Origin of the sequence: Pelomonas baiyunensis (genome assembly GCF_043555935.1) — a bacterium.
In the GTDB taxonomy this organism is placed as follows: Bacteria; Pseudomonadota; Gammaproteobacteria; order Burkholderiales; family Burkholderiaceae_C; genus Pelomonas; species Pelomonas baiyunensis.
Genome location: NZ_JBIGIB010000004.1, coordinates 397136 through 421711, shown reverse-complemented (window position 1 = coordinate 421711; position 24576 = coordinate 397136). Strand labels below are relative to the sequence as shown.

Here is a 24576-nt window from a genome sequence, read left to right as displayed (position 1 = left end):
GCCAGCCTGACTGCCTGCCGGCCCGTGTGCGGCAGCGGTTGGGCAGCCCCAAGCAAAAGGCCCGCTCAGTGAGCGGGCCTTTTTCATGCGCCACGGTGGCGCAATCGGGAGGTGTGATCGGGAGGCGTGATCAGGCCGCCTTCACCTTCAACCGCCACGCATGCAGCAGCGGCTCGGTGTAGCCGCTCGGCTGTGCCTCGCCCTTGAAGACGAGATCCAGCGCCGCCTGCATGGCCGCGCCTTGCGGGTGGGCGGCGAGGGACTTGTAGGCCGCGTCGCCTGCGTTCTGGCCGTCCACCACGGCGGCCATGCGGGTGAAGGTGTCGCGCACCTGTTCGGCGCTGACCACGCCGTGGCGCAGCCAATTGGCGATGTGCTGGCTGCTGATGCGCAGCGTGGCGCGGTCTTCCATCAGGCCCACGCCGTTGATGTCGGGCACCTTGGAGCAGCCCACGCCCTGGTCGATCCAGCGCACCACGTAGCCCAGGATGCCCTGCACGTTGTTGTCCAGCTCCTGCTGGCGCTGCTCGGGCGTCCAGTCGGCGCTGGGCGCCACAGGGATGGTCAGCAGCGCGTTCAGGATGGCGTCACGCTCGGCGGCCACGTCCACCTTCTCCAGCTCCTGCTGCACGGCGGCCACGCTGACCTGGTGGTAGTGCAGCGCATGCAGCGTGGCGGCGGTGGGCGAGGGCACCCAGGCGGTGTTGGCACCGGCCTTGGGGTGGCCGATCTTCTGCTTGAGCATCTCGGCCATCAGGTCGGGCATGGCCCACATGCCCTTGCCGATCTGGGCGCGGCCTCTCAAACCGCAGCTCAACCCGGTCAGCACATTGCTGCGCTCGTAGGCGGTGATCCAGCTGGACGTCTTCATGTCGCCCTTGCGCAGCATGGGGCCGGCGCGCATGGCGGTGTGCATCTCGTCGCCGGTGCGGTCCAGGAAGCCGGTGTTGATGAAGGCCACGCGGCTGGCGGCGGCGGCGATGCAGGCCTTGAGGTTGACCGAGGTGCGGCGCTCCTCGTCCATGATGCCCAGCTTGACGGTGCTGTCGGGCAGGCCCAGCAGCTTCTCGACGCGGCTGAACAGCTCCGACGCAAAGGCCACCTCGGCCGGGCCGTGCATCTTGGGCTTCACGATGTAGACCGAGCCCGTGCGGCTGTTGCCGCGGCGCTTCAGGTCATGCATGGCGATGGTCGTGGTGACGACCGCGTCCATGATGCCTTCGGGGATCTCGCTGCCGTCGGCCAGCAGGATGGCCGGGTTGGTCATCAGGTGGCCCACGTTGCGCACGAACATGAGGGACCGGCCGTGCAGCGTCACGCTGCCACTGCCGTTGGGCGCCGTGTAGACGCGGTCGGCGTTCAGGCGGCGCGTGAAGGTGGTGCCGCCCTTGGCGACTTCTTCGGTCAGCGTGCCCAGCTGAATGCCCAGCCAGTTGCGGTAGGCCAGCACCTTGTCTTCGGCGTCAACGGCGGCGACCGAGTCTTCCAGGTCCAGGATGGTGGACAGCGCCGCTTCCAGCACCACGTCGGCCACACCGGCGGGGTCGGTCTTGCCGATGGCGGTGCTGCGGTCGATGCGCACATCCAGGTGCAGGCCGTGGTGCACCAGCAGCACGCTGCTGGGCGCGGCGGCATCACCCTGGTAGCCGGCGAATGCGGCCGGGTTCTGCAGGCCGGTGGTGGCGCCCGAGGCCAGCGTCACGACGAGCTGGCCGCCCTCCACGCGGTAGCCGGTCGAGTCGGCATGCGAGCCGCTGGCCAGTGGGGCGGCCTGGTCCAGCACCTGGCGGGCGTAGGCAATGACCTTGGCGCCGCGCACCGGGTTGTAGGCGCCGGCACGGGTGGCGCCGTCGGCTTCAGGAATGGCGTCGGTGCCGTACAGCGCGTCGTACAGCGAGCCCCAGCGGGCGTTGGCGGCGTTCAGTGCGTAGCGGGCGTTCAGGATGGGCACCACCAGCTGCGGGCCGGCCTGCACCGCCAGCTCGGCGTCGACGTTGGCGGTGGTGGCCTGCACCTGCGCGGGCGGCTCCACCAGGTAGCCGATGCGCTTCAGGAAGGCCTGGTAGGCCGGCATGTCGGTGATGGGGCCGGGGTGGGCCTCGTGCCAGGCGTCCAGCTCGGACTGCAGGCGGTCGCGCTCGGCCAGCAGCGCGCGGTTCATGGGGGCCAGTTCATGCGCCAGCTGGCTGAATCCGGCCCAGAAGGTGTCGGGCGCCACGCCGGTGCCGGGCAGCACTTCGGTGTCGATGAAGCGGGCGAGGTTGGCATCAACCTGCAGGCGGTGGAGCGTGGTGCGGGACATGGGGCCTCCAAGAGGGCAGTTGACAGGATTGGGGTCTATCTTGCCGCCGTGCGCGTGTCGATTCACACCGTGCAACGCAGGGAATCTGTGACTAAAACGCAAAGATGAGTCGCTGATTGGGCAACTTTGCGTTGCTGGTTCAGCACAATCGGGGCATGGACAAGCTGAAGCAGATCGAGTCCTTCGTGCTGGTGGCGGGCAAGGGCAGCCTCACCGCTGCGGCGCAGGCCGAAGGCGTGGCGCCGGCCGTGATGGGCCGCCGGCTCGACGCGCTGGAGGCGCGGTTGGGCGTGAAGCTGATGCTGCGCACCACGCGCCGGCTCACGCTCACGCCCGAGGGGCAGTCCTTCCTGGAAGACTGCCAGCGCCTGATCGCCTCGCTGGCCGACGCCGAAGCCGCCGTCAGCGCCGGCGGCCTCAAAGCCAGCGGCCACCTGCGCATCACCGCCCCGGCCGGCTTCGGGCGCCGCCATGTGGCGCCGCTCGTGCCCAGTTTCTTGGCCGAGCACGCGGAACTCAGCCTGTCGCTGAACCTCAGCGACCGCATCGTGGACATCGTGCACGAGGGCTTCGACTGCGCGGTGCGCGTGGGCGACCTGCCGGATTCCAGCCTCGTCAGCACCCGCCTGGCCGACAACCGGCGGCTGTGCGTGGCCTCGCCCGGTTACCTCCGGCGCGCCGGCGTGCCCCGGCACCCGGACGAACTCGGCCGCCATGCCTGCCTCACGCTCAGCTCCGAGGCGAGCCAGACCCGCGGCTGGGCGTTCCAGATCGACGGCGTGGTGCAGCACCTGCGGCCCGAAACCCGCGCCCAAGGCCGGCTCGATTGCAGCGACGGCCAGGTGCTGCACGACTGGTGCGTGGAGGGCCTGGGGCTGGCCTGGCGCAGCACCTGGGAGGTGGAGGCCGACCTGGCGGCAGGGCGGCTGGTCAGCGTGCTGGATGAATTTGCGGCTCCGCCCAACGGCATCTACGCCGTGTTCCCGCAGTCACGCCACCTGCCGCTGAGGACGCGACTGTGGGTGGAGCACCTGCGGGCGCACTACGGGCGGGCGGAGTACTGGCGGGGTTGAGGGCTGCTGGAACATCGCGGTGCAGCAGCGGAGGGTTTTCTGGCTGAGCCTGGACTCGTTGACGCCCAGTGCCGGCGATGGCCGGGTGAGCCTGGAAGCGGCCATTTGTTTGCCATCCAGAGCAAGGTGCCGAGCACTCAACCTCGCTTCGCTTTGCGATATGCGTCCAACACGAAGGGCTCTGGAGCGCTGTATTTGTCGCATCCGCCCACCTTGCCTCCGAAAGCAGTGACAAGCGCTTCTTCACCAACCGTGAACCTGACCACGTTGCAATATTCAGAGCTGGCGGGGACCTTCACTTCAACACCTTGAGGCGGCCCTTTGAATGACTCAATGACCAGCAAGGTGCCCTCCCCATTGGATGAGACAGCAATGACCCGTGCGTGGACAACGAACGTGGCCTCTCGTAGGAATCGCTGAGCCGATTCGGCCCGCAGCTTGGGCGAAAAGCATGTGCAGGCTTCGGCTGATTGCGCCCCCAGTGCGACGCCAGCGGCCAACGCGAGTGTTCGTAGCATGCTCGAGCTCCTGAAAATCAGTGCAACGCCTGCGGCAGCTAACACCGAGGGCGCTGTGACTATAGGCCGTTGATCCACACCCGGCTGACCGCTTCCGCTGTTGAGCGGCCGCTAACCACACATCGACACCGCTGCCGTGGTCCCTGAAGGCCAGCACTGACGGTTGAGTGCGAACCACCGCCCACCTTCCTGCGGTCAACAAGCTCTCAGCCAGCCACCCCGCTCAAAGCTTCCCGCTGGCCCGCATGCCTTCCAGCCGCAAGGCCAATGCCTGCTCCAGGGCGGCCAGCCGCTCCCGCAGCCCCTGCTTCTCGCCCTCGTCCACAGCGGCGTCGAGTTGGCGGCGCAATGCCGCCCGCTCCTGGAACACCGCCAGTTCCGGCGGCGGCACGCCGGCGTTCTTGAGTACCTTGAACGCCATGCGGAACTCCACCGGCGTCTCGTCCCAGCCATCGGCTTCGCTCAGCGGCTTGCCGAAGCTCGCCGCGCTTTGCAGCTCGCCCGAGCGCATCGACTCGGCGAGGTCGCGGGCGATGCGCTCATCCTGCTCGCGCAGCAGCGTGTTGCGATGGGTGTCGGGGTCAGCAGCCATGCGGACGATTGTGCAGGTGCAGGCCCTTCATGCCATCCGCCCTGCATGGCGGCAGTCCTTCGTGAGCCGTCAGACAGGCCGCAGGGCCTGTCCTCGGTGCGCACTCATGCCATCCGCCTTGCAGGGCGTCTGTCCTTCGTGAGCCGTCGGACAGGCCGCAGGGCCTGTCCTCGGTGCTCACTCAGTCCCCGAACTGGACCTTGCTCTTCTTGCCCACCCAGCCCTCGAAGCTGCCGGAGTAGACCTCTTCGATGCGGTTGCGCTTGACCTTGAAGGTGGGCGTGATGAAGCCGTTGTCCACCGTCCAAGGGGTCTTGATGAGCACCAGGGTGTCGAGCTGTTCGTGCGGGTCCAGGCGGGCGTTGACGTCGTCCAGGTGCTTGGACAGCTCGGCCATCAGCGCGGTGCGCTCGGCTTCGCTGCTGGCGCGCTCGATGCCCTGCGGCGACAGCATCGCGATGCCCAGCGGCTGGCCCATGTTGGCGCCGGCCACGCAGCAGGCCTCCACGTTGGGGTTCATGCCCAGGCGGTCTTCGATCGGGGCCGGGGCCACGTACTTGCCCTTGCTGGTCTTGAACAGGTCCTTCACGCGGCCGGTGATGCGCACGCAGCCTTGGGCGTCCTGGCTGGCCTTGTCGCCGGTGCGCAGCCAGCCGTCTTCGGTGAAGCTGTCGCGGGTTTGCTCGGGCGCCTTGTAGTAGCCCAGCATCACGGCGGGGCTGCGCATTTGCAGCTCGCCCGTGGAGGCGTCGATGCGCACCTGCACGCCTTCGTAGGCCGGGCCCACGGTGCCGCGTTGGTTCTTGCCCGGCAGCGTCAGGTGCGACAGCGCCAGGTTTTCGGTCATGCCGTAGCCCTCGTTGATGTGCAGGCCCAGCGCGGCGTACCACTCCAGCAAGGCCACCGGCATGGGCGCGGCGCCACCGGCGGCGAACTTGCATTCGTTCAGGCCCAGGGCCTTGCGCACCTTCTTGCGCACCAGGCCGCCGATGATGGGCAGGCGCAGCAGCTTGTTGAGCTTTTGCTGCGGCATCTTGGCCTGGATGCCCTGCTGGAACTTCACCCACAGGCGCGGCACCGAGAAGAAGATGGTGGGCAGGGCGCGCTGCAGGTCGGCGGTGAAGGTGTCCAGCGATTCGGCGAAGAAGATCTTGATGCCGCGCGCCAGCCAGCCGTGTTCCACCAGCGTGCGCTCCACCACGTGGGCCAGCGGCAGGTAGGACAGCATGCGGTCGTCGCTGCCCATGGGAATGCGCTTCAGGCCGGCGTCCACCGCCCAGGCGAAGGCGCCGAAGGTGTGCATCACGCCCTTGGGCAGGCCGGTCGTGCCGGAGGTGTAGATGAGGGTGCAGAGCTCGTCCGCGCCGCGCACCGGCGACTCCTTCATGGGCTGGGTGCGGGCGCAAATGGCGTCCCAGCCTTCGTAGGCCTTCTTGGCGTCGTCGGGCGAGAGCGCATAGCTGGCACCGGGCAGGGTCTTGGGCACGCCGGGCTTCATGCCTTCCCAGCCGTCGAGCTTGCCGATGAAGATGAAGCGCGACTCGCTGTGCTCCAGGATCTGCGTGATCGTCTCGGGTGCGAGCGTGGGGTACAGCGGCACGCTGACGTAGCCGGCCATCCAGATGGCCAGGTCGGTCATCAGCCACCAGGCGCAGTTCTTGGACAGGATGGCCACCTTGGCGTCCGCCGGCCAGCCTTCGGCCGCGCCCTTGGCCTTCAGGAAGGCGGCCATGCGGCGCACCTGGTCGCCCACCTGGGCCCAGGTGAAGTCTTTGACGTCCGCACCGCCCATGGGTTGGGTCAACGTCACGGTCGAACCCGCCGTGCGCTCCCAGTGGTAGAGGCGTTGCAGGGCAAGGTGGTCGGCGGCGATGGTGGCCATGTCGGTCTCCTGGGGTCTACTTTTCGGAATCCGAAAGTTAACCGGGTGTAAACACTGAGGTGCTACGGGAAAACACCTCTGACCGTGACCAGATGCCCGAAAGGCCTAGAGGAAGGGCTCTAGAACTGGCCCGCCCAGGGCGCGCTGCTGCTGCCTCGGCCCAACGCGGCCCGCAGCGCGTCCATGGGGTGGCCGGGCGGCAGCCAGTCGGGTCGCAGGGCGTCGGCCCGGGCCAGGGCTTGGTGGGCGTCTGGCGCCTGGGTGGCCACCAGGCTGGCGGCCAGGCTCAATTGGGCGCGCCAGTGCAGCACGCCCTGGGGTGGGGGCAAGCCATCCAGGTGTGCCAGGCGTTCCCGCAGGGCGGGCAGGCCGCGGGCGGCGTCGCCGCGTGCCCGGTCCAGCTCAGCGCTCATCTGCCCGACGCGGGTGCGCCAGCTGGCGTAGCCCGCCATCCAGCCCTGGCCTTGCATGGCCTGCAGCGGGGCGAGCAGCCGTGCGGCCAGGCCCAGATCGTTCAGGGCCAGGGCGGCGCGCGCCGTGGTGGCCACGGCTTCGGCCCAGGGCGGGCCGGCTGGCAGTTGGCCCGACAGCAGCTCGTCGCTCAAGCGCTTGGCACGGGCGCGCAAGTCGGCGGGGTGTTGCGGATGGGCCAGCGTGTCGGCCAGCAGGGCCACGGCCTCGCGGGGCAGGCGCAGCGCGAGGTTGAGTGCGGCGCTCTCGGGCAGGCGACGGGCCAGCAGCGCCTGCACCTCGGCGGCGCGGCGGTAGTCGCCCCGGTCCAGCAACATGCGGGTCAGGTCGTTGAGCTGGCGCTGGCTGCTGGAGTTGCCGGGGCCCAGCAGGGCGTCCATGGCGTCGGCGCGCTCCAGCGCCTGCTCGGCCGTGATGCCGGGCTGGCCCAGGCGGGTCTGCACCACCCACAGCATTTGCTCGGCGCGGTGCGCAAAGCGCGCGAACTTCACGTCCGCGTGCTGGCCGGCGGCCACCAGCGGCAGCAGTTCGGCCTCGGCGTCGTGCCAGCGCTCCTGGTTGTGGCGCAGCGTGAACACGTACATGCGGAAGAACTGGTACTCGTAGTCGCTGGGTTGGTAGCGCTCTTGCACCAGCGCCCAGGCCTTCTCGCGCATGGCCTCCGCTTCGGCAAAGCGGCCCACGTTGCCGTAGGCCACCAGCAGTTGGTACAGCAGGTTCTCGTAGTCGCCCGGGGCGGCGGCCGGGTCCAGGCGGGGCAGCACCTGCTCGCCGATGGCGATCACCTCCATGGGCGAGCCCAGCGCCGTGTAGGTGCGGGCCAGGCGCAGCTGGGCGCGCAGCGTGCGCAGGTCGTCGTCGCCCCAGAGGCGGCGGCGGGCTTCCACGAACTCGCGGGCCAGCGGGATGGAGATGTCCTGCCGGTTCATCTCGTCGTAGGTGGCGGCCATCACCTCCAGCACGCGGGCGTAGGTGAGGTCGTCGTGCGCGAATCGTTCGCGCAGCGTGCCGCGGCTGGTTTCCAGCACCTCGAAGATGCTGGGGATGTGGCCACCGTGCTTCTCCGGGCTGGCCGACGCCAGCAGCTCGGTCAGGTATTGGGTCACTTCTTCCGACTGGCGGGCCGCGAGCTGGGCCTGCTCGCGCTGCCACAGGCTCACGGCCAGGCCGGCGCTCAGGGCCACGAACACCAGCGTGCCGGCCGCCGCCACCACCGCATTGCGCCGCACCCACAGGTGCACGCGGTGCCGCCAGTCTTCGGCCCGCACGCTGACCGGCCGCTGCGTCAGCCAGCGCTCCAGGTCGTCGATGAAGCCGCCCACGCTGGCGTAGCGCTCGGCCGGCGCGCGGCGCAGGGCCTTGGCAGCCACGGCTTCCAGGTCGCCCCGGGCGCGTGCGGCGTCCAGCGGGCGGCCCGGGCCGCTGGCGCGGGCGGCTGGCCCGCCGGTGCCGGTCAGCGGCGCGTCGGTGTCTTCGGTGCGCACGGTGCGGGAAATGCGCTTGGCTTCGCCGTGCAGCACCGCGTGCTCCAGCGCCGTGCGGCTGCCGCTGCGGGTGCCGAAAGGCAACTCGCCACTGGCCAGTTCGTACAGCATCACGCCCAGCGAGTAGATGTCGCTGGCCACGCCCATGGTGTCGCCGGTGATCTGCTCCGGCGCGGCATAGGCCGGCGTCAGGCGCCGCCCGGCCAGCAGGGTGAGCTGGTGGTCGGCCTGCTGGCCGGAGTCGTCCAGCAGCCCGGCGATGCCGAAGTCCAGCAGCTTGGTGCCGCCATGGGCGTCCACCATCACGTTGCTGGGCTTGAGGTCGCGGTGCACGATGAGTTGGGCGTGGGCGTGCTCCACCGCCCGGGCCACCTGCACCATCAGCCGCACCCGGGCGTCCAGGGTCAGGTCGTGCTCGCGGGTGTAGTCGGCCAGCGTCTGGCCCGGCACGTACTCCAGCACCAGGTAGGCGCGGCCGTCTTGTTCGCCGGCGTCCAGCAGCCGGGCAATGCCGGGGTGGGTCAGCCGGCCGAGCAGGTTGCGCTCGCGGGCAAAGCGTGCGGCCAGGCCGGCCGAGGCCAGGTCACCGCGCAGCAGCTTGATGGCCGCTTCGCCGTCGTACAGCCCGTCGGCCCGCCGTGCGCGCCAGACCTGGCCCATGCCGCCTTCGCCCAGCAGCGCCTCCAGCCGCCAGGGGCCGAATCGGTCGCCGGGCTGGGGCGGCGCGGGGGCGGCGGGCGGTGCACCCAGCGCACGCGACAGCGGAGACTTGAAGCCCGGCAGGTCCAGCCGCGCGGTGGCGGCGTCGTCGGCCGGCAGGCTGGCCAGCATGCGCTGCAGCCGCTCGGCCAGGGCCGGCGGCTGCACCGTGGCCAGGCGGTCGGCGCGCGCCTCGGGCGGCAGGGCGGCGAGTTCGTCGAACAGCGCCGACAGGCGGGGCCAGTCGGCCGCGCTCAGGCCGGGCGCGCGGTCAGGGCCGGGGCCAGGGCCGGGGCCGGGGCCAGGGGTAGGCTCGGGCGTCATGGCTGACTCCGGGCCGAGCCGTCCGAGCCGGTCAGGGCGGCCCCGCGGCGCATCAGTACACCGTGTCGGGCGTGTCGCCCAGCAGTTCCTGCAGCAGCGCGCGGGCCTTGAGCAGCTCGCGGTTGATGCTGCGGGTGGACACGCCGCGCACCTCGGCCACCTCGGCCAGCGTCAAGCCGGCAAAGCCCACCATCTCGATCAACTCGTACAAGCCGGCGTCCAGCGTTTGCATGCGGGCCAGGGCGCGGTCCAGGTGGACGATGTCCATCGCTGGGCTGCCGCCATCGGCCACATCGGCCGCGGCCGACAGCGTGACCATCACCGCGTCGCCGCCGCGCTTGTCGCGACCCTCGGTGCGCAGGTGGTCGATCACCACCGACCGCAGCACCCGGCCGATGTAGGCGAAGAACTGGCCGCGCGACTCGCCCTGCACGCCTTGCTGGTCGGCCATGCGCAGAAAGCCCTCGTGCACCAGCGCCGTGGTGTCCAGCCCGGCGGGGCGGCCGTGGCTGCCGCTGCGCGCCAGACGCAGCCGCGCGATGCGCTTGATCTCGGGGTACAGCAGCGCGTAGAGCGCTTGCAGCGCCGCCGGGTCGCCGCGGGCCGTGCCTTGCAGCAGTTCGGTCACCTGCGCCATGTCAACGGGCCCGTGTCACGTGGACCATCACGCCGGCTCAGGCCTCCTGGAAGGCCGCCAGCGCCGCGGCCACGTCGGCCTCGGAGGCCTCGCGCTGCACCGGGGCATCCGCCACCCAGCCCTCGCGCTTCAGGCGCGCCACCCACTGGCCCGCGTCGCGGCCTTGCTCGAAGGCGTGGCTTTGCAGCAGCAGCGTGCCGTCGGCCGACAGCAGCTTGAAATAGAACTTGCCGTCCGCCTCGCGGTACTGCTTGAACACCGGCTGGGCCACCTTCTCGGCCTTGGCTGCCGCGGTGCTGGCGGTGGCGGTGTACGGGCGCAGGCCGCAGGCCTCGCGCAGCGTCTTCAGGAACGGCACGGCGATGGCCCGCGCCTTGACGGCACCGGCCTGCAGGATGGCCTCCAGTTGCTCCGGGTGCGCCATCAGCTCGGCGTAGCGCGCGCGCATCGGGCCGATCTGGCCGTCGATCAGTGCCACCAGCTGTTGCTTGGCCTCGCCCCAGCCCAGGCCGGCGCGCAGCGCTGCGCGGAACGCGGCGCGCTGCTCGGGCGTGGCGAAGGCGTCGTACAGCGTGACCAGCGTCTGGCCTTCCGGGTCCTTGGGCTCGCCCGGCAGCTTGCTGTCGGTGACGACGCGGGCGATGGCGTCCTTCAGCGCCTGCGCGCCGCCCTCGAAGAGCGGAATGACGTTGTCATAGCTCTTGCTCATCTTGCGGCCGTCCAGGCCGGGCAGCAGCTCCATTTCGGCGTCCACCACCGCCTCGGGCAGCACGAACAGCTCCTGGCCGCGGCCGAAGAGGTGGTTGAAGCGCTGGGCCACGTCGCGTGCCATCTCGATGTGCTGCACCTGGTCCTTGCCCACCGGCACTTTGTGCGCGTTGAACATCAGGATGTCGGCCGCCATCAGCACCGGGTAGCTGAACAGGCCCATGCTGACGTGGGCGTCCGGCTCCTCGCCGGCGGCCGTGGCGGCATCCACCGCGGCCTTGTAGGCGTGGGCGCGGTTCATCTGGCCCTTGGCGGTGACGCAGGTCAGCAGCCAGGTCAGTTCCGGGATCTCGGGGATGTCGCTCTGGCGGTAGAGCGTCACGCGGTCGGTGTCCAGGCCGGCGGCGATCCAGGTGGCGGCGATGGAGCGGCTGGAGTGGGCCAGGCGGTCCGGGTCGTCGCACTTGATCAGGGCGTGAAAGTCCGCCATGAAGAAGAAGCTCTCCACGCCGCTGGCGCGGCTGGCCGCGATGGCGGGGCGGATGGCGCCGACGTAGTTGCCGAGGTGCAGGGTGCCGGTCGTGGTGATGCCGGTCAGGACGCGATGGGACATGGGAGAGGCGGCGGAGAGGGGCTGCTCGGAGGTCGAGCCCCGGATTGTGGCCGCTGGCGGCTTCAGCGGCGTTGACGAGATGGGGGGGCGGCCACCGAGGCGCGCCAGGTCACGCCGATCTCGAACTGGCGCGACACGGGCAGGTCCAGCCCGTAGCAGCGGTTGAGCAGCCAGTGCAGGCCCGCCAGCGTCACCTCGTGGCTGGGCACGTGCACCGAGGTCAGGCGCGGGGCGGCGAACTCGGCGCTGGGCGAGTCGTCGTAGCCCAGCACCGACACCTGGTGCGGCACCGACACGCCGCGCTCCTGGAAGTGCGCGAGCAGGCCGATGGCCATTTCATCGTTGGCGCAGAACACCGCGGTGGGCAGTTTCTTCAGCTTCAGCAGCACGTCGGCCGCGTCCCAGCCGGCCTGGTTGGAGAAGTCGCCCGGCACGGTCAGCACCTTGGAGACGTCATGCCCGCGCAGCGCGAGCTCGCCCATGAAGCCGGACAGGCGCGCCACGTTGTCGGGCGAGGTGGTGGGGCCAGACACCACGGCGATGTCTTTGTGCTTGTGCTGCAGCAGCGCCCGCGCGGCCTGCACGCCGCCTTGCACGTGGTCGGCGGTGAAGCACTGCTCTTTGATGCGGTCGAAGTGGCGGTTCAGCACCACCACCTGGCGGGCGGCGGGGCCCAGGGCCTTGAGGTCTTCGTCTTGCAGGGCGTTGGACAGCACCACCAGGCCGTCGCAGTCGCGGTCCAGCAGGAAGCGCATGCCGTCGTTGGTTTCGACGCGCTCGTCCTCGATGCCCTCGCCGAACGCCACCACCATGTGCAGGCCCTTGGCGCGCAGCACCAGGTCGATGGCGCGCAGGATGGGCGTGTAGTAGGTGCCGCGCAGGAAGGGGATGTAGACGCCGATCAGCTTGGACGTGCCGGCCCCCAGCGAGCGTGCGGTCTGCGAGGGGCGGAACTTCAGCTGGGCGATGACCTGGCGCACCCGCTCGGCGGTGGCCGGGGCCACGGAACCGTTTCCGCTGATGACGCGTGAAGCGGTGCCCACGCCCACACCGGCCAGCCGTGCCACGTCCTTGATCGTTGCCATGCGTCCCCTATCTCGACGAGCCGGATTGGATCACAGGGGTCTTCACAGCGGGCAGATGGGCTGCGGGTCGGCCGGCTCGGGCAGGCGCGCGGTGCGGGCCGTGGTTTCCTTGCCGCTGAGGCCGCCGCCCACCGGCCACCAGGGCTTGGCTTCATGCGTGCTGAACTGGCAGGGCGCGGCCGGCCACGGGAACGACAGGCGGCCGGTGAAGCCGGGCCAGGGTTGGCCTGCGGCCGGGGCGATGAGCACGTCGGTCAGGCCCGCGCCCTCGCTGCCCGGCTGCCAGGCGGCGATGAAGGCGTCGCTCAGGTTGGCCAGGTCGTTCACGTACAGCGGGCGGCCGGAGTACAGCAGCGTCACCACCGGCGTGCCGCGGCCGGCCACGCGCTGCAGCAGCTGGGCGTCTTGCGGGTGGCGGCGGCTGTGGCGCAGGTTCTCGGTGATGCGCACGTCGCCCTCGCCCTCGGCGTAGGGCGTTTCGGCCAGCACGGCGATCACGGCGTCGAACTGTTTCGGGTCGCTGTGGCGGCCGTCGGCATCGAAGGTCACCTGCGCGGCGCCCAGGCGCTGGCGCAGGGCGGCCAGCAGGCTGGTGGCCTGCGGGTAGTCGGCATTGGTGGTGTCGCGCCCTTGCCAGGTGATGCTCCAGCCGCCGGCCTGGTGGGGCAGGCTGTCGGCGGCGGCGCCCACCACCAGCACGCGGGCGCTGGCCTTCAGGGGCAGCAGGCCGGGCGTGTGTTTCAGCAGCACCAGCGACTCGCGCACCGCGCGCCGCGCCAGCTCGGGCGCCTGCATCGCCTCCACCGTGGCGGGCACGGCCGAGGGCACGGCCAGGCTGAACTTCACGCGCAGGATGCGGCGCACCGCGTCGTCCAGCCGCGCCATCGGGATGCGGCCGTCCTCCACCGCCTTCACGGTGTTGTGAAAGAAGGTCTTCCAGTGGAAGGGCACCATCACGATGTCGATGCCCGCGTTGATGGCAGCGGGGCAGTCGTCGTTTTTGCAGCCGGGCAGCTGGCCGATGCCGTCCCAGTCGCTGACCACCAGGCCGTCGAACGCCAGGCGCTGCTTGAGCAGGTCGTCCAGCAAGGTTGCGTTGCCGTGCATCTTGCCGTGCTCGACGTAGCCGGCCGTGTCGGTCCAGCTGCTGAACGAGGCCATGACCGTGAGCACGCCGGCGTCCAGCGCGCCCAGGTAGCCGGCACCGTGCACGCGTGCCAGGTCGGTCGGGGTGGCCTGGGTCACGCCCTGGTCGATGCCGCGGCGGGTGCCGCCGTCGCCGATGTAGTGCTTGGCCGTGGCCAGCACGCCGCGGCCGTCCTTCAGGCCGTCTTGCAGGCCTTCCACCGCGGCCTGGCCCAGGCGGCGCACCAGCGCGGGGTCGGTGCCGAAGCTCTCGTAGGTGCGGCCCCAGCGCACGTCCTGCACCACGGCGAGCGTGGGGGCGAAGGCCCAGTGCAGGCCCGAGGCGCGCACCGCGCGGGCGGTGGCGCGGCCGATGTCGCGCACCAGGTCGGCGTCGCCCGTGGCGCCGAGCGCGATGTTGTGCGGGAAGAGCGTGGCCCCGCGCACGTTGTTGTGGCCGTGCACGGCGTCGGTGCCCCAGATCAACGGGATGCCCGGCGTGGCCTGCAGCGCAGCGGCCTGGAACTTCTCCGACAGCTCGCGCCATTGCGCCGGCGTGGCCGCGCGGTTCTGGCCGGGCCAGCCGCCGCCGCCATTCAGCACGGTGCCGATGGCGTACTCGCGCACTTCGTCAGGCGTGATCGCGCGGATCTCCGGTTGCGTGATCTGGCCCACCTTCTGGCGCAGGTTCAAGCCCTTCAGCGCTGCCTCCACACGGGCTTCCAGCGCCGGGTCTCGCACCGGCTTGCGGGCCGGCCAGGCCTGCAGGATGGAACCGGTTTCCACGGGCGGCGCCGTGGGTGCGGCCGGGGCGGCCCAGGCGGCCAGCGTGGCACAGGTCAGGAGCAGAAGGGCAGGGCGACGGAGCATCGGGAAACCTCGGGTCAGGGGGCGCGACGGTAGTGGGTGAAGCAAAAAAACGTCAACCCTCGGGCCGACCAGATTGACAGCTTCGGTGGCGGCACATTAGATTTGCGTCGCGTTTGGAACCGGTTCCATTTTGCGGTGTGAAGACCTTGCCGGCAAGCAAGGGCTCGCACGCCGCGGACCTCCCCAAGCAGCGAACAAGATCGAACCAGGAGACAACTCAATGTCAGTCCAGAAGCTGCGCGCCGCAGAGCGCGCCGTCACGTCCCTCACTTCCTTTGCCGCCCGCCAACGCCTGACCCCTGTGGCCGCGGTGTGCGCCGGCCTCGTGTGCCTGCCGCTGCTGGCCCAGGCGCAAACCGCGCCGGCGGCCGAGCAAAAGCTGGAAACCGTCAACGTCACCGGCTTCCGCGCGAGCCTGGAAAACGCGATTGCCACCAAGCGCAACGCCGACGCCATCGTCGAAGCCATCTCGGCCGAAGACATCGGCAAGCTGCCCGACGTGTCCATCGCCGACGCCATCTCCCGCCTGCCGGGCCTGACCGCGCAGCGCGTGGCCGGCCGCTCGTCGGTGATCAGCATCCGCGGCATGGCGCCGCGCTTTGGCGTGACGCTGCTCAACGGCCGCGAGATCGTGTCCACGGGCGACAACCGCTCGGTGGAGTACGACCAGTTCCCCAGCGAGCTGATCAACGCCGCCACCGTCTACAAGACGCCGGACGCCAGCCTGTCGGCCCAGGGCCTGTCGGGCACCATCAACATGAAAACGCTGCGTCCGCTGGACTTCGGCAAGACGCAGGCCGTGGTGGGCGCGCGCCTGGAGCGCAACTCCAACGGCTCGCTCAACCCCGAGATCTCCGGCACCGGCAACCGCCTGTCGGCCTCGTACGTGACGCAATCGGCCGACCGCACCTGGGGCGCGGCCGTGGGCTTTGCGCACCTGGATTCGCCCAACCAGGAAAAGCACTACAAGAGCTGGTGGTGGGCCAACACCAACAACTGGGGCTCGCCGCTGGCCGGCGTGCCGACTGACTCAGTCGCTCTGCAGGGCTTCGAGCTGGGCGCGGCGTCGTCCCGCCAGAAGCGTGACGGCCTGATGGGCGTGCTGGAGTACAAGCCCAGCGCCGAGTTCCACAGCACGCTGGACCTGTATTACTCCAAGTTCGACCAGACCGAGGCCCGCCGCACGGTCATGTCCGACATGTCGACCTGGTCCGGCGCGGTCTGGACGAACGCCCAGACCAGCGTGGTCAACGGCGACAAGATCGTCACCAGCGCCGTGGTCACCAACGCCACGCCGGTGGCGCTCACCACCTTCAACAAGCGCAAGGACGACGTCAGCGCGATCGGCTGGAACAACGAGCTGAAGCTGGGCGACTGGAAGTTGATGGGCGACGTCAGCTGGTCCAAGGCCAAGCGCGAAGAGCAAAACGCCGAAGTGGAAGCCGGGGCCAAGACGCGCGTGAGCCTGGGCCAGGCCAACTTCGTCACCGGCGACGGCCGCTCGACCTTCCAGCCGGCGTTTGATTTCTCCGACCCCAAGAACGTCTACCTGACCGACCCGTCCAACTGGGGTCGCGACGGCCGCAGCCAGTTCCCGAAGGTGAAGGACGAGATCAAGGCCTTGAAGCTGAGCGCCGGCCGCACCTTTGACAGCTGGATGAACAGCATCGAAGGGGGCCTGGACTACTCCGAGCGCGACAAGTCCATGAACCGCACCGAGGTGTACTACAACCTCAAGAACAACCGCGCGCCCGTGCTCATCCCCAGCAACCTGCTGCGTGAGCCCACCGACCTGAGCTTTGCGGGCAGCAACATCCGCATGGTCAATTTCGACCTGCCCAGCGTGCTGAGCCTGTACGACGTGGCGCCGGCCTCGGCCGATCAGGCTCCGGGCCGCATCTGGTCGGTGCATGAGAAGGTCACGGCCGCCCACGCCAAGCTGGGCCTGGAGTTCGACTGGGGCGTGCCGGTGCACGGCACGCTGGGCCTGCGCGTGGTGCACGCCCAGCAGTCCAGCAACGGCCTGCTGTGGAACTCCAAGACCAACGCGAGCGACCCCACCACGGGCGGCACCAGCTACACCGACACGCTGCCCAGCCTGAACCTGTCGGCCGACCTGACGGCCAACACCATCCTGCGCTTCGGCGTGGCCAAGGTGCTGGCGCGTCCGAACATGGAAGACATGCGCGCCGGCTTCTCGGGCATCAACGTCAGCAGCACCGACCGCACCTGGTCGGCCAGCGGCGGCAACGCCAAGCTGGAGCCGTGGCGCGCCGATGCGGTGGACCTCTCGGTGGAGCACTACTTCAGCAAGCGCAGCTACTTGGCCGCCGCCGCGTTCCACAAGAACATCAAGAACTTCGTTTACTCGCAGTCCATCCCGTTCGACTTCACCGGCTTCCCCAACCCGACGACCTACACGCCCATCAGCAACATCGGCCTGCTGAGCACCAAGGCCAACGGCCACGGCGGCATGGTGGCAGGCACCGAGTTGAGCGGCACCTTGGACGCGGGCCTGGTGACGCCGTCGCTGGACGGCATCGGCGTGACCTTCAGCTACTCCAACACCCGCAGCTCGCTGCACGAGGACAACAACCTCAACAACCCGTTGGATGGCCTGTCGGGCGTGGCGACGAACTTCGTCGTGTACTACGAGCGTGATGGCTTCTCGGCCCGCCTGGGCAGCCGCCACCGTTCGGCCTTCGTGACGACGGTGCGTGGCACCTTCGGCGAGAACGTGCCCAGCATGATCTCGGCCGAAACCATCATGGACGCGCAGCTGGGCTACGCCTTCGACAGCGGCACCTTCAAGGGCCTGAGCCTGACGCTGCAGGTGAACAACCTGCGCGACCGGCCGTACCGCACCCGTGTGGGCATTTCCACCGGCGCCAAGGACCCCAATGCCACACTGCCGGAGCGCTACACGTCCTACGGACGCCAGTTCCTGCTGGGCGGCACCTACAAGTTCTGATCTGACTTTTCGTTCCTGAAATCGCGCCGGCCCGCGTGGCCGGCGCCCTCACATCCGACCCATGAGCTCCCACAACGCCCCGACCCGCAAAGACTTCCCCGCTGACTTCCGTTGGGGCGTGTCCACTTCCTCGTTCCAGATCGAAGGCGCCGGCCGTGAAGACGGCAAGGGCGAATCCATCTGGGACCGGTTCTGCAGCGAACCCGGCCGCATCCGCGACGGTGCCAACGGCCTGGTCGCGTGCGACCACTACCACCTCTACCCGCAAGACCTGGACATGGCCAAGGGGCTGGGCGTCAACGCCTACCGCTTCTCCATCGCCTGGCCGCGCATCCTGCCCACTGGGCGCGGTGCCGTGAACGAAGCCGGCCTGGCCTTCTATGACCGGCTGGTGGACGCCATGCTCGAGCGCGGCCTGGACCCCTGGTGCACGCTCTACCACTGGGACCTGCCCCAGGCCCTGCAAGAGCAGGGCGGCTGGACCTCGCGCGACACCGTCACGGCCTTCCTGGAGTACACCGACGTCGTCACCCGCCGCCTGGGCGACCGCGTCAAGCACTGGATCACGCACAACGAACCCTGGTGCTCCAGCATGATGAGCTACTGGGAAGGCGTGCACGCCCCGGGCGGCAAGAGCCTGCCGGACGCCATCCAGGCCTGCCACCACATCCTGCTGTCGCACGGCCAGGCGATTCCCGTCATCCGCAAGAACGTGCCCGGCGCCGACATCGGCATCACGCTCAGCCTGCACCCCATCACCGCCGCGAGCGACAGCGCCGAAGACCTCGCCGCGCTGAAGCGCCACGATGGCCTGCGCAACCGCTGGTTCCTGGACCCGCTGCACGGCCGCGGCTACCCCGCCGACACGCTCGAACTGTTGGGCGATGCCGCCCCGCGCATGGAGCCGGGCGACCTGGAGGCCATCGCCACCGCGACGGACTTCCTGGGCGTGAACTACTACTTCCCCGAGATGGTGGCCAACGACCCGACCGCCAGCCACGGCCCCATGCGTGCCAAGCTGGTGGAGCGCGAAGGCGTGGAGCGCACCGGCTTCGGCTGGGAGGTGTCGCCCCAAGGCCTGGTGGACCTGCTGACCCGCGTGCAGCGCGACTACAACCCGCCGGTCATTCAGCTCACCGAGAACGGCTCCACCTTCGAAGACGTGCTGACGCCCGAGGGCCGCGTGCACGACGTGCAGCGCCTGTCGTATCTGCAGCGCCACCTGGCGGCTTTGAAGCAGGCCGTGGACGCCGGCGTGCCGGTGAAGGGCTACTTCGCCTGGAGCCTGCTAGACAACTTCGAGTGGGCCGAGGGCTACCTGCGCCGCTTCGGCCTGGCCTATGTGGACTACCCCACCCAGCGCCGCATCCTGAAGGATTCGGGCCTCTGGTACGGCCAGTTCCTGAACGAATGATTAACGGCTCTGCCCCACAAATTGGTGGGGTACGGGCGGTTTCTAAATGAAATATTACAGGGTCAGCCCTCAGGCGCAATGCGCCTGAGCGGGCGACACTGCGCCTCGCCGCACCACAAAGATCCGGAGACACGATGAAGTTCCCCCGCTGCGTTCTGGCCGCTGCCGCCCTGGTGGCCGCCTCCCTGCCTGCTGCCGCCCAATCGGGCGCCCCGTTGAAGGCCGAGGTCATCCACTGGTGGACCTCGGGCGGTGAATCCGCCGCCGCCAAGACCCTGGCCGAGGCCTACAAGGCGCAGGGCGGCCTGTGGGTGGACACCGCCGTGGCGCTGGGCGAACAGGCCCGCTCGGTGGCCATCAACCGCATCGCGGGCGGCAACCCGCCCACCGCCGCGCAGTTCAACACCACCCAGCAGTTCCGCGACATCGTGGAGCAGGGCTACCTGAACAACGTGGACGCGGTCGCCCAGCGCGACGGTTGGGACAAGTTCCTGCCCGAGGCGGTGCTGCAGGCCATCAAGGTCAAGGGCCACTACTACGCCGCGCCGGTCAACATCCACAACATGAGCTGGTTCTGGTTCTCCAAGGCCGCCTTCAAGAAGGCCGGCATCGCGGAGGAGCCCAAGAACTTCGACGAACTCTTTGCCGCGCTGGACAAGCTCAAGGCCGCTGGCCTCGTGCCCCTGGCCCACGGCGGCCAGCCCTGGCAGGACGGCATCGTCTTCACCGCCACGCTGGCCCATTACGGCGGCCGTGACCTGTACCTCAAGGTCTTCCGCGACCGCGACACCAAGGCCATCCTGGGCGAAGACTTCAAGAAGGTGCTGCTCGCCTTCAAGAAGCTGCAGAGCTACACCGACAAGGGCTCGCCGGGCCGCAACTGGAACGACGCCACCGCCATGCTGATCAACGGCCGCGCGGGCGTGCAGATCATGGGCGACTGGGCCAAGGGCGAATTCGCCCAGGCCAAGCAGGAAGCCGGCAAAGACTACGGCTGCGCCCCGGGCTTTGGCGCCAACGCCCCGTACATCATCCAGGGCGACGTGATGGTCTTCCCCAAGACCGACAAGCCCGACCAGATCAAGGCCCAGCAGCTGCTGGCCAGCGTCATCACCCAGCCGGCCACGCAGGTGGCGTTCAGCATCAAGAAGGGCTCTATCCCCATCCGCACCGATGTGGACGTGAGCAAGATGGACGTGTGCGGCCAGATGGGCGTGGCCGCGATGAAGGACAAGTCGCGCCACCTGGCCAACGGCGAGATCTACATCACCCCCGACCAGAACGGCGCCCTGCAAGACGTGCTGACCGGCTACTGGAACCGCAACATTCCGGTGGAGAAGGTCCAGAAGGACATCGTCTCCGCATTGAAGTAGCCCACCCCCTACGGCCTGACGGCCGCCCCCTCAAGGGGGCACTGCCAGCGGCCCGGCGGAGCCGGTTCCGCGGCAGTCGCTGGAAGGGCGGCGCGGCTTCGCCGGCGCCTGGTCAACCTGCACACGTTGGACTCATGAAATCCAAGTTCTTCAATCGATGGTCGGCTTGGGCAGCTTTGCTGCCGCTGGCCGTCATCGTCGGTGTCGGCTACGTCGGCACCGTGCTGTGGACGCTGCGCACCTCGGTGTCCAGCTCCCGCACGTTCCCGAGCAGCGACTTCGTCGGCCTGCAGCAGTTCGAGCGGCTGCTGGACAACGACCGCTGGCAGCTCGCCATCCACAACCTCGCCATCTACGGCGTGCTCTACATCGTGGCGGCCATGCTGCTGGGCTTCCTGCTGGCGGTGTTCATCGACCAGAAGGTGCGCGGCGAGGGCGTGTTGCGCACGGCCTTCCTGTACCCGTACGCCATGTCCTTCGTGGCCACCGGCCTGGTGTGGCAATGGGTGCTCAACCCCGACAGCGGCCTGCAGAACGCGGTGCAGCAATGGGGCTGGACGAACTTCACGTTCGACTGGATCGTGGACCAGGACATGGTCATCTACACCGTCGTCATCGCCGGCACCTGGCAAGGCGCGGGCCTGGTGATGGCGCTGATGCTGGCCGGCCTGCGCGGCATTGATGAAGAAATCTGGAAGGCCGCACGGCTGGACGGCATCCCCACTTGGCGCGTGTACCTGTCCGTCGTGCTGCCCATGATGGGCCCCACGCTGGCCACCGTGTTCACGCTGCTGGCCACCGGCGTGGTGAAGGTGTTCGACACCGTCGTCGCCATGACCCAGGGCGGCCCCGGCACCGCCAGCGACGTGCCCGCCAAATTCATCATGGACCACCTCTTCGGCCGCGCCAACCTGGCGCTGGCCTCGGCAGGCGCGGTGATGCTGCTGCTGACCGTGCTGGCGCTGGTGGCGCCGCTCGCCTACGTGCGCAGCCGCAAGCAAGTTCAAGGAGGCCACTGATGGCCAAGCGCAAATCCACCGCCCTGTGGGCGCGGGTCGGCGTCTATGCCTTCCTGCTGTTCGCGGCCGCGTTCTTCCTGCTGCCGCTGTACGTGATGCTCACGACCTCGTTCAAGAGCATGGAGGAGATCCGCCTCGGGCAGATCTTCGCGCTGCCGTCCAGCATCACCTTCGACGCCTGGCGCGCCGCCTGGAGCGAGGCCTGCACCGGCGTCAGCTGCGAAGGCGTGCGCGGCGGGTTCTGGAACTCCGTCACCATCGCCGTGCCGTCGGTCGTGCTGCCCATCCTGCTGGGCGCGCTCAACGGCTACGCGCTGAGCTGGTGGAAGCCCAAGGGCAGCCAGTGGCTGTTCGGCATCCTGATGATGGGCGCCTTCATCCCCATCCAGGTGATGATCTATCCGCTCGTCAAGCTGGAAGCCGCCATCGGCATCTACAGCAGCCTGCCCGGCATCGTGGTCGTGCACCTGGTGTTCGCCATGCCCATCATGACGCTGCTGTTCCGCAACTACTACGCCAGCCTGCCGGCCGAGCTGTTCAAGGCGGCGCGGGTGGACGGCGGCGGCTTCTGGCGCATCTTCGTGCAGCTGGTGCTGCCCATGAGCACGCCCATGCTCATCGTCGCGGCCATCATGCAGATCACCGGGGTGTGGAACGACTACATCCTGGGCCTGACCTTCGCCGGCCGCGAGAACCAGCCCATGACGGTGCAGCTCAACAACGTCATCAACACGACGACGGGCGAGCGCCTCTACAACCTCAACATGGCCGCCACCATCCTCACGTCGGCGGTGCCCTTGTTGGTCTATCTGATTTCCGGCCGCTGGTTCGTCCGCGGCATTGCAGCGGGAGCCGTCAAGTGAGCGGTGTGAACATCCAGGGCCTGAGCATCAAGTTCGGCGCCAACGAAGTCATCAAGGGCCTGAACCTGCAGGTGCAGGAAGGCGAATTCCTCGTGCTGCTGGGCCCCTCGGGCTGCGGCAAGTCCACGCTGCTGCACAGCATCGCGGGCCTCATCGACGTCTCTGGCGGCAGCATCCACATCGGTGGGCAAGACATGACCGACGCCGAGCCGTCGGAGCGCGGCATCGGCATGGTGTTCCAGAGCTACGCCCTCTACCCGACCATGACGGTGGAGCGCAACATGAGCTTCGGCCCGCGGGTGGCCGGGGTGCCCAAGGCCGAGATCGAAAAGCGCGTGGCCCGTGCGGCCGAGATGCTGCAGCTCACGCCGCTGCTGAACCGCAAGCCCGCGCAACTGTCGGGCGGCCAGCGCCAGCGCGTGGCCATCGGCCGGGCGCTGGTGCGCGAGGCCGGCGTGTTCCTGTTCGACGAGCCCCTCTCCAACCTCGACGCCAAGCTGCGCGCCGAGCTGCGCCGCGAGCTCAAGCTGCTGCACCAGAACCTGGGCAACACCATGATCTACGTGACGCACGATCAGGTGGAGGCCATGACGCTGGCCTCGCGCATCGTCGTCATGAAGGGGGGCGTCATCCAGCAGATCGGCACGCCCTCCGAGGTGTACGAGACGCCCGCCAACCTGTTCGTGGCCGGCTTCCTGGGCGCGCCCGCCATCAACCTCGTGCCGGCCACGGTGGGGGCGGACGGCTGCTCGCTGCAAGGCGCGCTGGCCCTGCAATTGGCCGCCGGCCGCGCCAAGGCCGGCCAGCAACTGGTGCTGGGCGTGCGCCCCGAGCATGTGCGCCTGCACGACGGCGGCCGCTGGCGCGCCACGGTGGAGCTGGTGGAGCCCATGGGCAACCACCAGGTGCTGTGGATGAAGCTGGGCGACCAGGGCTTCTCCGCCCTGGTGCACGACGGCCGCCGCGTGACGGCGGGCGACGTGCTCGCGTTCGACGTGGACGAGTCGGCACTCAGCGTGTTCGACGCGACGACCGAACAGCGCCTGGCCTGATGAACGCCTTGCGCCGCATCGTCATCGTGGGCGGCGGCAGCGCCGGCTGGATGTGCGCGGCGGCGCTGGCGGCGCGGCTGCAGCCGGGCGAGGGCGGCTACGAGCTCACGCTGGTGGAGTCCGACGAGATCGGCATCGTCGGCGTCGGTGAGGCCACCATCCCGCCCATCCGCGGCTTCAATGCCCGCATCGGGCTGGACGAAGACGAGTTCCTGCGCGAGACCGGTGGCACGTTCAAGCTGGGCATCGAGTTCGTGAACTGGGGCGCCGTGGGCGAGCGCTACATGCACGCCTTCGGCGACATCGGCCGGCCGCTGGACGACCTGCCGTTCCACCAGCACTGGCTGCGCGCCGGGGTGCCGCGGCCGCTGGCCGAGTATTCGCTGGCCAACCAGGCCGCACGGGCCGGCCGCTTCCTGCGGCCCCGGCCCGACATGGCCGGCTCGCCGCTGGCTGACATCGCTTACGCCTTCCACTTCGACGCCGCCCGCTACGCCGCGCTGCTGCGCCGCAAGGCCGAGGCGGCCGGCGTGCGCCGCGTGGAAGGCCGCATCGCCCGCGTGGAGCGCGACGACGCCGGCATCCGCCGCCTGCACCTGCACGGCGGCGCGGTGGTGGAGGGCGACTTCTTCATCGACTGCACCGGCCTGCACGCACTGCTGATCGGCCAGACCCTGGGCGTGCCCTTCGAGGACTGGAGCAACTGGCTGCCCTGCGACCGCGCCTGGGCCGTGCCCACCGCCTCGCACGGCCCGCTGTTGCCCTACACCCGCGCCACGGCGCGTGAGGCCGGCTGGCAGTGGCGCATCCCGCTGCAGCACCGCACGGGCAACGGGCATGTGTTCGCCAGCGCCTTCACCAGCGAGGCCACTGCACGCGAAACCCTGCTGCAGCACCTGGACGCTGAAGCCCTGGCCGAGCCGCGCCTGATCCAGTTCCGCACCGGCCGCCGCCAGCGCGCCTGGGTGGGCAACTGCGTGGCCATCGGCCTGTCCAGCGGCTTCCTGGAACCGCTGGAGTCCACCAGCCTGCACCTCATCCAGAGCGCCGTGCTGCGACTGATCGACTGCTTCCCGGCCGACGGCTTGGCGGCCCCCGACATCGCCGAATTCAACCGCCAGACCGAGGCCGAGTGGGTGTCGGTGCGCGACTTCATCGTGCTGCACTACAAGCTCACCCGGCGCGACGACACGCCCTTCTGGCGCCACTGCCGCGCCATGGCCGTGCCCGACTCGCTGCAGGCGCGCATCGACCTCTTCGCCAGCCACGGCCGGCTGTTCCGCCACGGGCAGGAGCTGTTCTCCGAGCCCAGCTGGCTGCAGGTGCTGCTGGGCCAGGGCGGGCAGCCGCGCGGCCACCACCCGCTGGCCGCCACGCGCCCGCTGGCGCAAGCCCAGGCTTTTGTGGACGACGTGCACCGCGTCGTCCAGCGCTGCGTGGCGGTCATGCCGCCGCACGCCGAGTTCATTTCCGCTCACTGCGCGGCCCCGGCCGCCTGACC

Annotated in this window: 16 protein-coding genes; 8 read left to right on the top strand and 8 right to left on the bottom strand. The window is 69.4% G+C overall.

Annotated features, from left to right (window positions below):
• Positions 1-130: 130 nt before the first annotated feature.
• On the bottom strand, positions 131-2302 hold the full coding sequence (locus ACG01O_RS16045; protein ID WP_394386100.1) for a malate synthase G: 2172 nt from the start codon (positions 2300-2302) through the stop codon (positions 131-133).
• A gap of 155 nt (positions 2303-2457) precedes the next feature.
• Between ACG01O_RS16045 and ACG01O_RS16040 the strand changes: the two genes are divergently transcribed.
• Entirely contained in the window at positions 2458-3375 is a 918-nt protein-coding gene (locus ACG01O_RS16040; protein ID WP_394386098.1) for a LysR family transcriptional regulator, read from the top strand.
• A gap of 741 nt (positions 3376-4116) precedes the next feature.
• Here ACG01O_RS16040 and ACG01O_RS16035 read toward each other — a convergent pair.
• The 7 genes from ACG01O_RS16035 to ACG01O_RS16005 all read right to left on the bottom strand — a co-directional run bounded on the left by ACG01O_RS16035 (position 4117) and on the right by ACG01O_RS16005 (position 14383).
• Positions 4117-4485: a DnaJ family domain-containing protein gene (locus tag ACG01O_RS16035; protein ID WP_394386096.1), complete on the bottom strand. Its 369-nt coding sequence runs from the start codon at positions 4483-4485 to the stop codon at positions 4117-4119.
• Between the two features lie 181 nt (positions 4486-4666).
• On the bottom strand, positions 4667-6367 hold the full coding sequence (locus ACG01O_RS16030) for an AMP-binding protein (protein ID WP_394386095.1): 1701 nt from the start codon (positions 6365-6367) through the stop codon (positions 4667-4669).
• 119 nt (positions 6368-6486) lie between these two features.
• Complete coding sequence (locus tag ACG01O_RS16025) at positions 6487-9345, bottom strand: serine/threonine-protein kinase (RefSeq protein WP_394386093.1); 2859 nt, start codon at positions 9343-9345, stop codon at positions 6487-6489.
• A 52-nt stretch (positions 9346-9397) separates the two neighbouring features.
• Positions 9398-9982: an ECF-type sigma factor gene (locus tag ACG01O_RS16020; protein ID WP_394386092.1), complete on the bottom strand. Its 585-nt coding sequence runs from the start codon at positions 9980-9982 to the stop codon at positions 9398-9400.
• 37 nt (positions 9983-10019) lie between these two features.
• Entirely contained in the window at positions 10020-11303 is a 1284-nt protein-coding gene (locus ACG01O_RS16015; protein WP_394386090.1) for a tryptophan--tRNA ligase, read from the bottom strand.
• A gap of 62 nt (positions 11304-11365) precedes the next feature.
• Positions 11366-12388, bottom strand: coding sequence for a LacI family DNA-binding transcriptional regulator (locus ACG01O_RS16010; RefSeq protein ID WP_394386089.1), 1023 nt, complete (start codon positions 12386-12388; stop codon positions 11366-11368).
• A gap of 42 nt (positions 12389-12430) precedes the next feature.
• Positions 12431-14383 carry a glycoside hydrolase family 3 protein gene (locus ACG01O_RS16005; RefSeq protein WP_394386087.1) on the bottom strand — a complete coding sequence of 651 codons (1953 nt, stop codon included), beginning with the start codon at positions 14381-14383 and terminating at the stop codon, positions 12431-12433.
• 220 nt (positions 14384-14603) lie between these two features.
• Here ACG01O_RS16005 and ACG01O_RS16000 point away from each other — a divergent pair, with 220 nt between their 5' ends.
• The 7 genes from ACG01O_RS16000 to ACG01O_RS15970 all read left to right on the top strand — a co-directional run bounded on the left by ACG01O_RS16000 (position 14604) and on the right by ACG01O_RS15970 (position 24574).
• Positions 14604-17354 (top strand): TonB-dependent receptor, encoded by a 2751-nt coding sequence (locus tag ACG01O_RS16000; RefSeq protein WP_394386085.1) that lies wholly within the window; start codon positions 14604-14606, stop codon positions 17352-17354.
• Positions 17355-17415: 61 nt separating this feature from the next.
• On the top strand, positions 17416-18768 hold the full coding sequence (locus ACG01O_RS15995) for a GH1 family beta-glucosidase (protein WP_394386084.1): 1353 nt from the start codon (positions 17416-17418) through the stop codon (positions 18766-18768).
• 134 nt (positions 18769-18902) lie between these two features.
• On the top strand, positions 18903-20141 hold the full coding sequence (locus tag ACG01O_RS15990; protein ID WP_394386083.1) for an ABC transporter substrate-binding protein: 1239 nt from the start codon (positions 18903-18905) through the stop codon (positions 20139-20141).
• A 134-nt stretch (positions 20142-20275) separates the two neighbouring features.
• Positions 20276-21160, top strand: a complete 885-nt coding sequence (locus ACG01O_RS15985) for a carbohydrate ABC transporter permease (RefSeq protein ID WP_394386082.1) — start codon at positions 20276-20278, stop codon at positions 21158-21160.
• Complete coding sequence (locus tag ACG01O_RS15980; protein WP_394386080.1) at positions 21160-22023, top strand: carbohydrate ABC transporter permease; 864 nt, start codon at positions 21160-21162, stop codon at positions 22021-22023. Before ACG01O_RS15985 ends, ACG01O_RS15980 begins: the two co-directional genes overlap by 1 nt.
• Entirely contained in the window at positions 22020-23075 is a 1056-nt protein-coding gene (locus ACG01O_RS15975) for an ABC transporter ATP-binding protein (protein WP_394386078.1), read from the top strand. Before ACG01O_RS15980 ends, ACG01O_RS15975 begins: the two co-directional genes overlap by 4 nt.
• Positions 23075-24574, top strand: a complete 1500-nt coding sequence (locus tag ACG01O_RS15970) for a tryptophan halogenase family protein (RefSeq protein ID WP_394386076.1) — start codon at positions 23075-23077, stop codon at positions 24572-24574. The genes ACG01O_RS15975 and ACG01O_RS15970 overlap by 1 nt, the downstream gene beginning before the upstream one ends.
• Positions 24575-24576 lie beyond the last annotated feature (2 nt).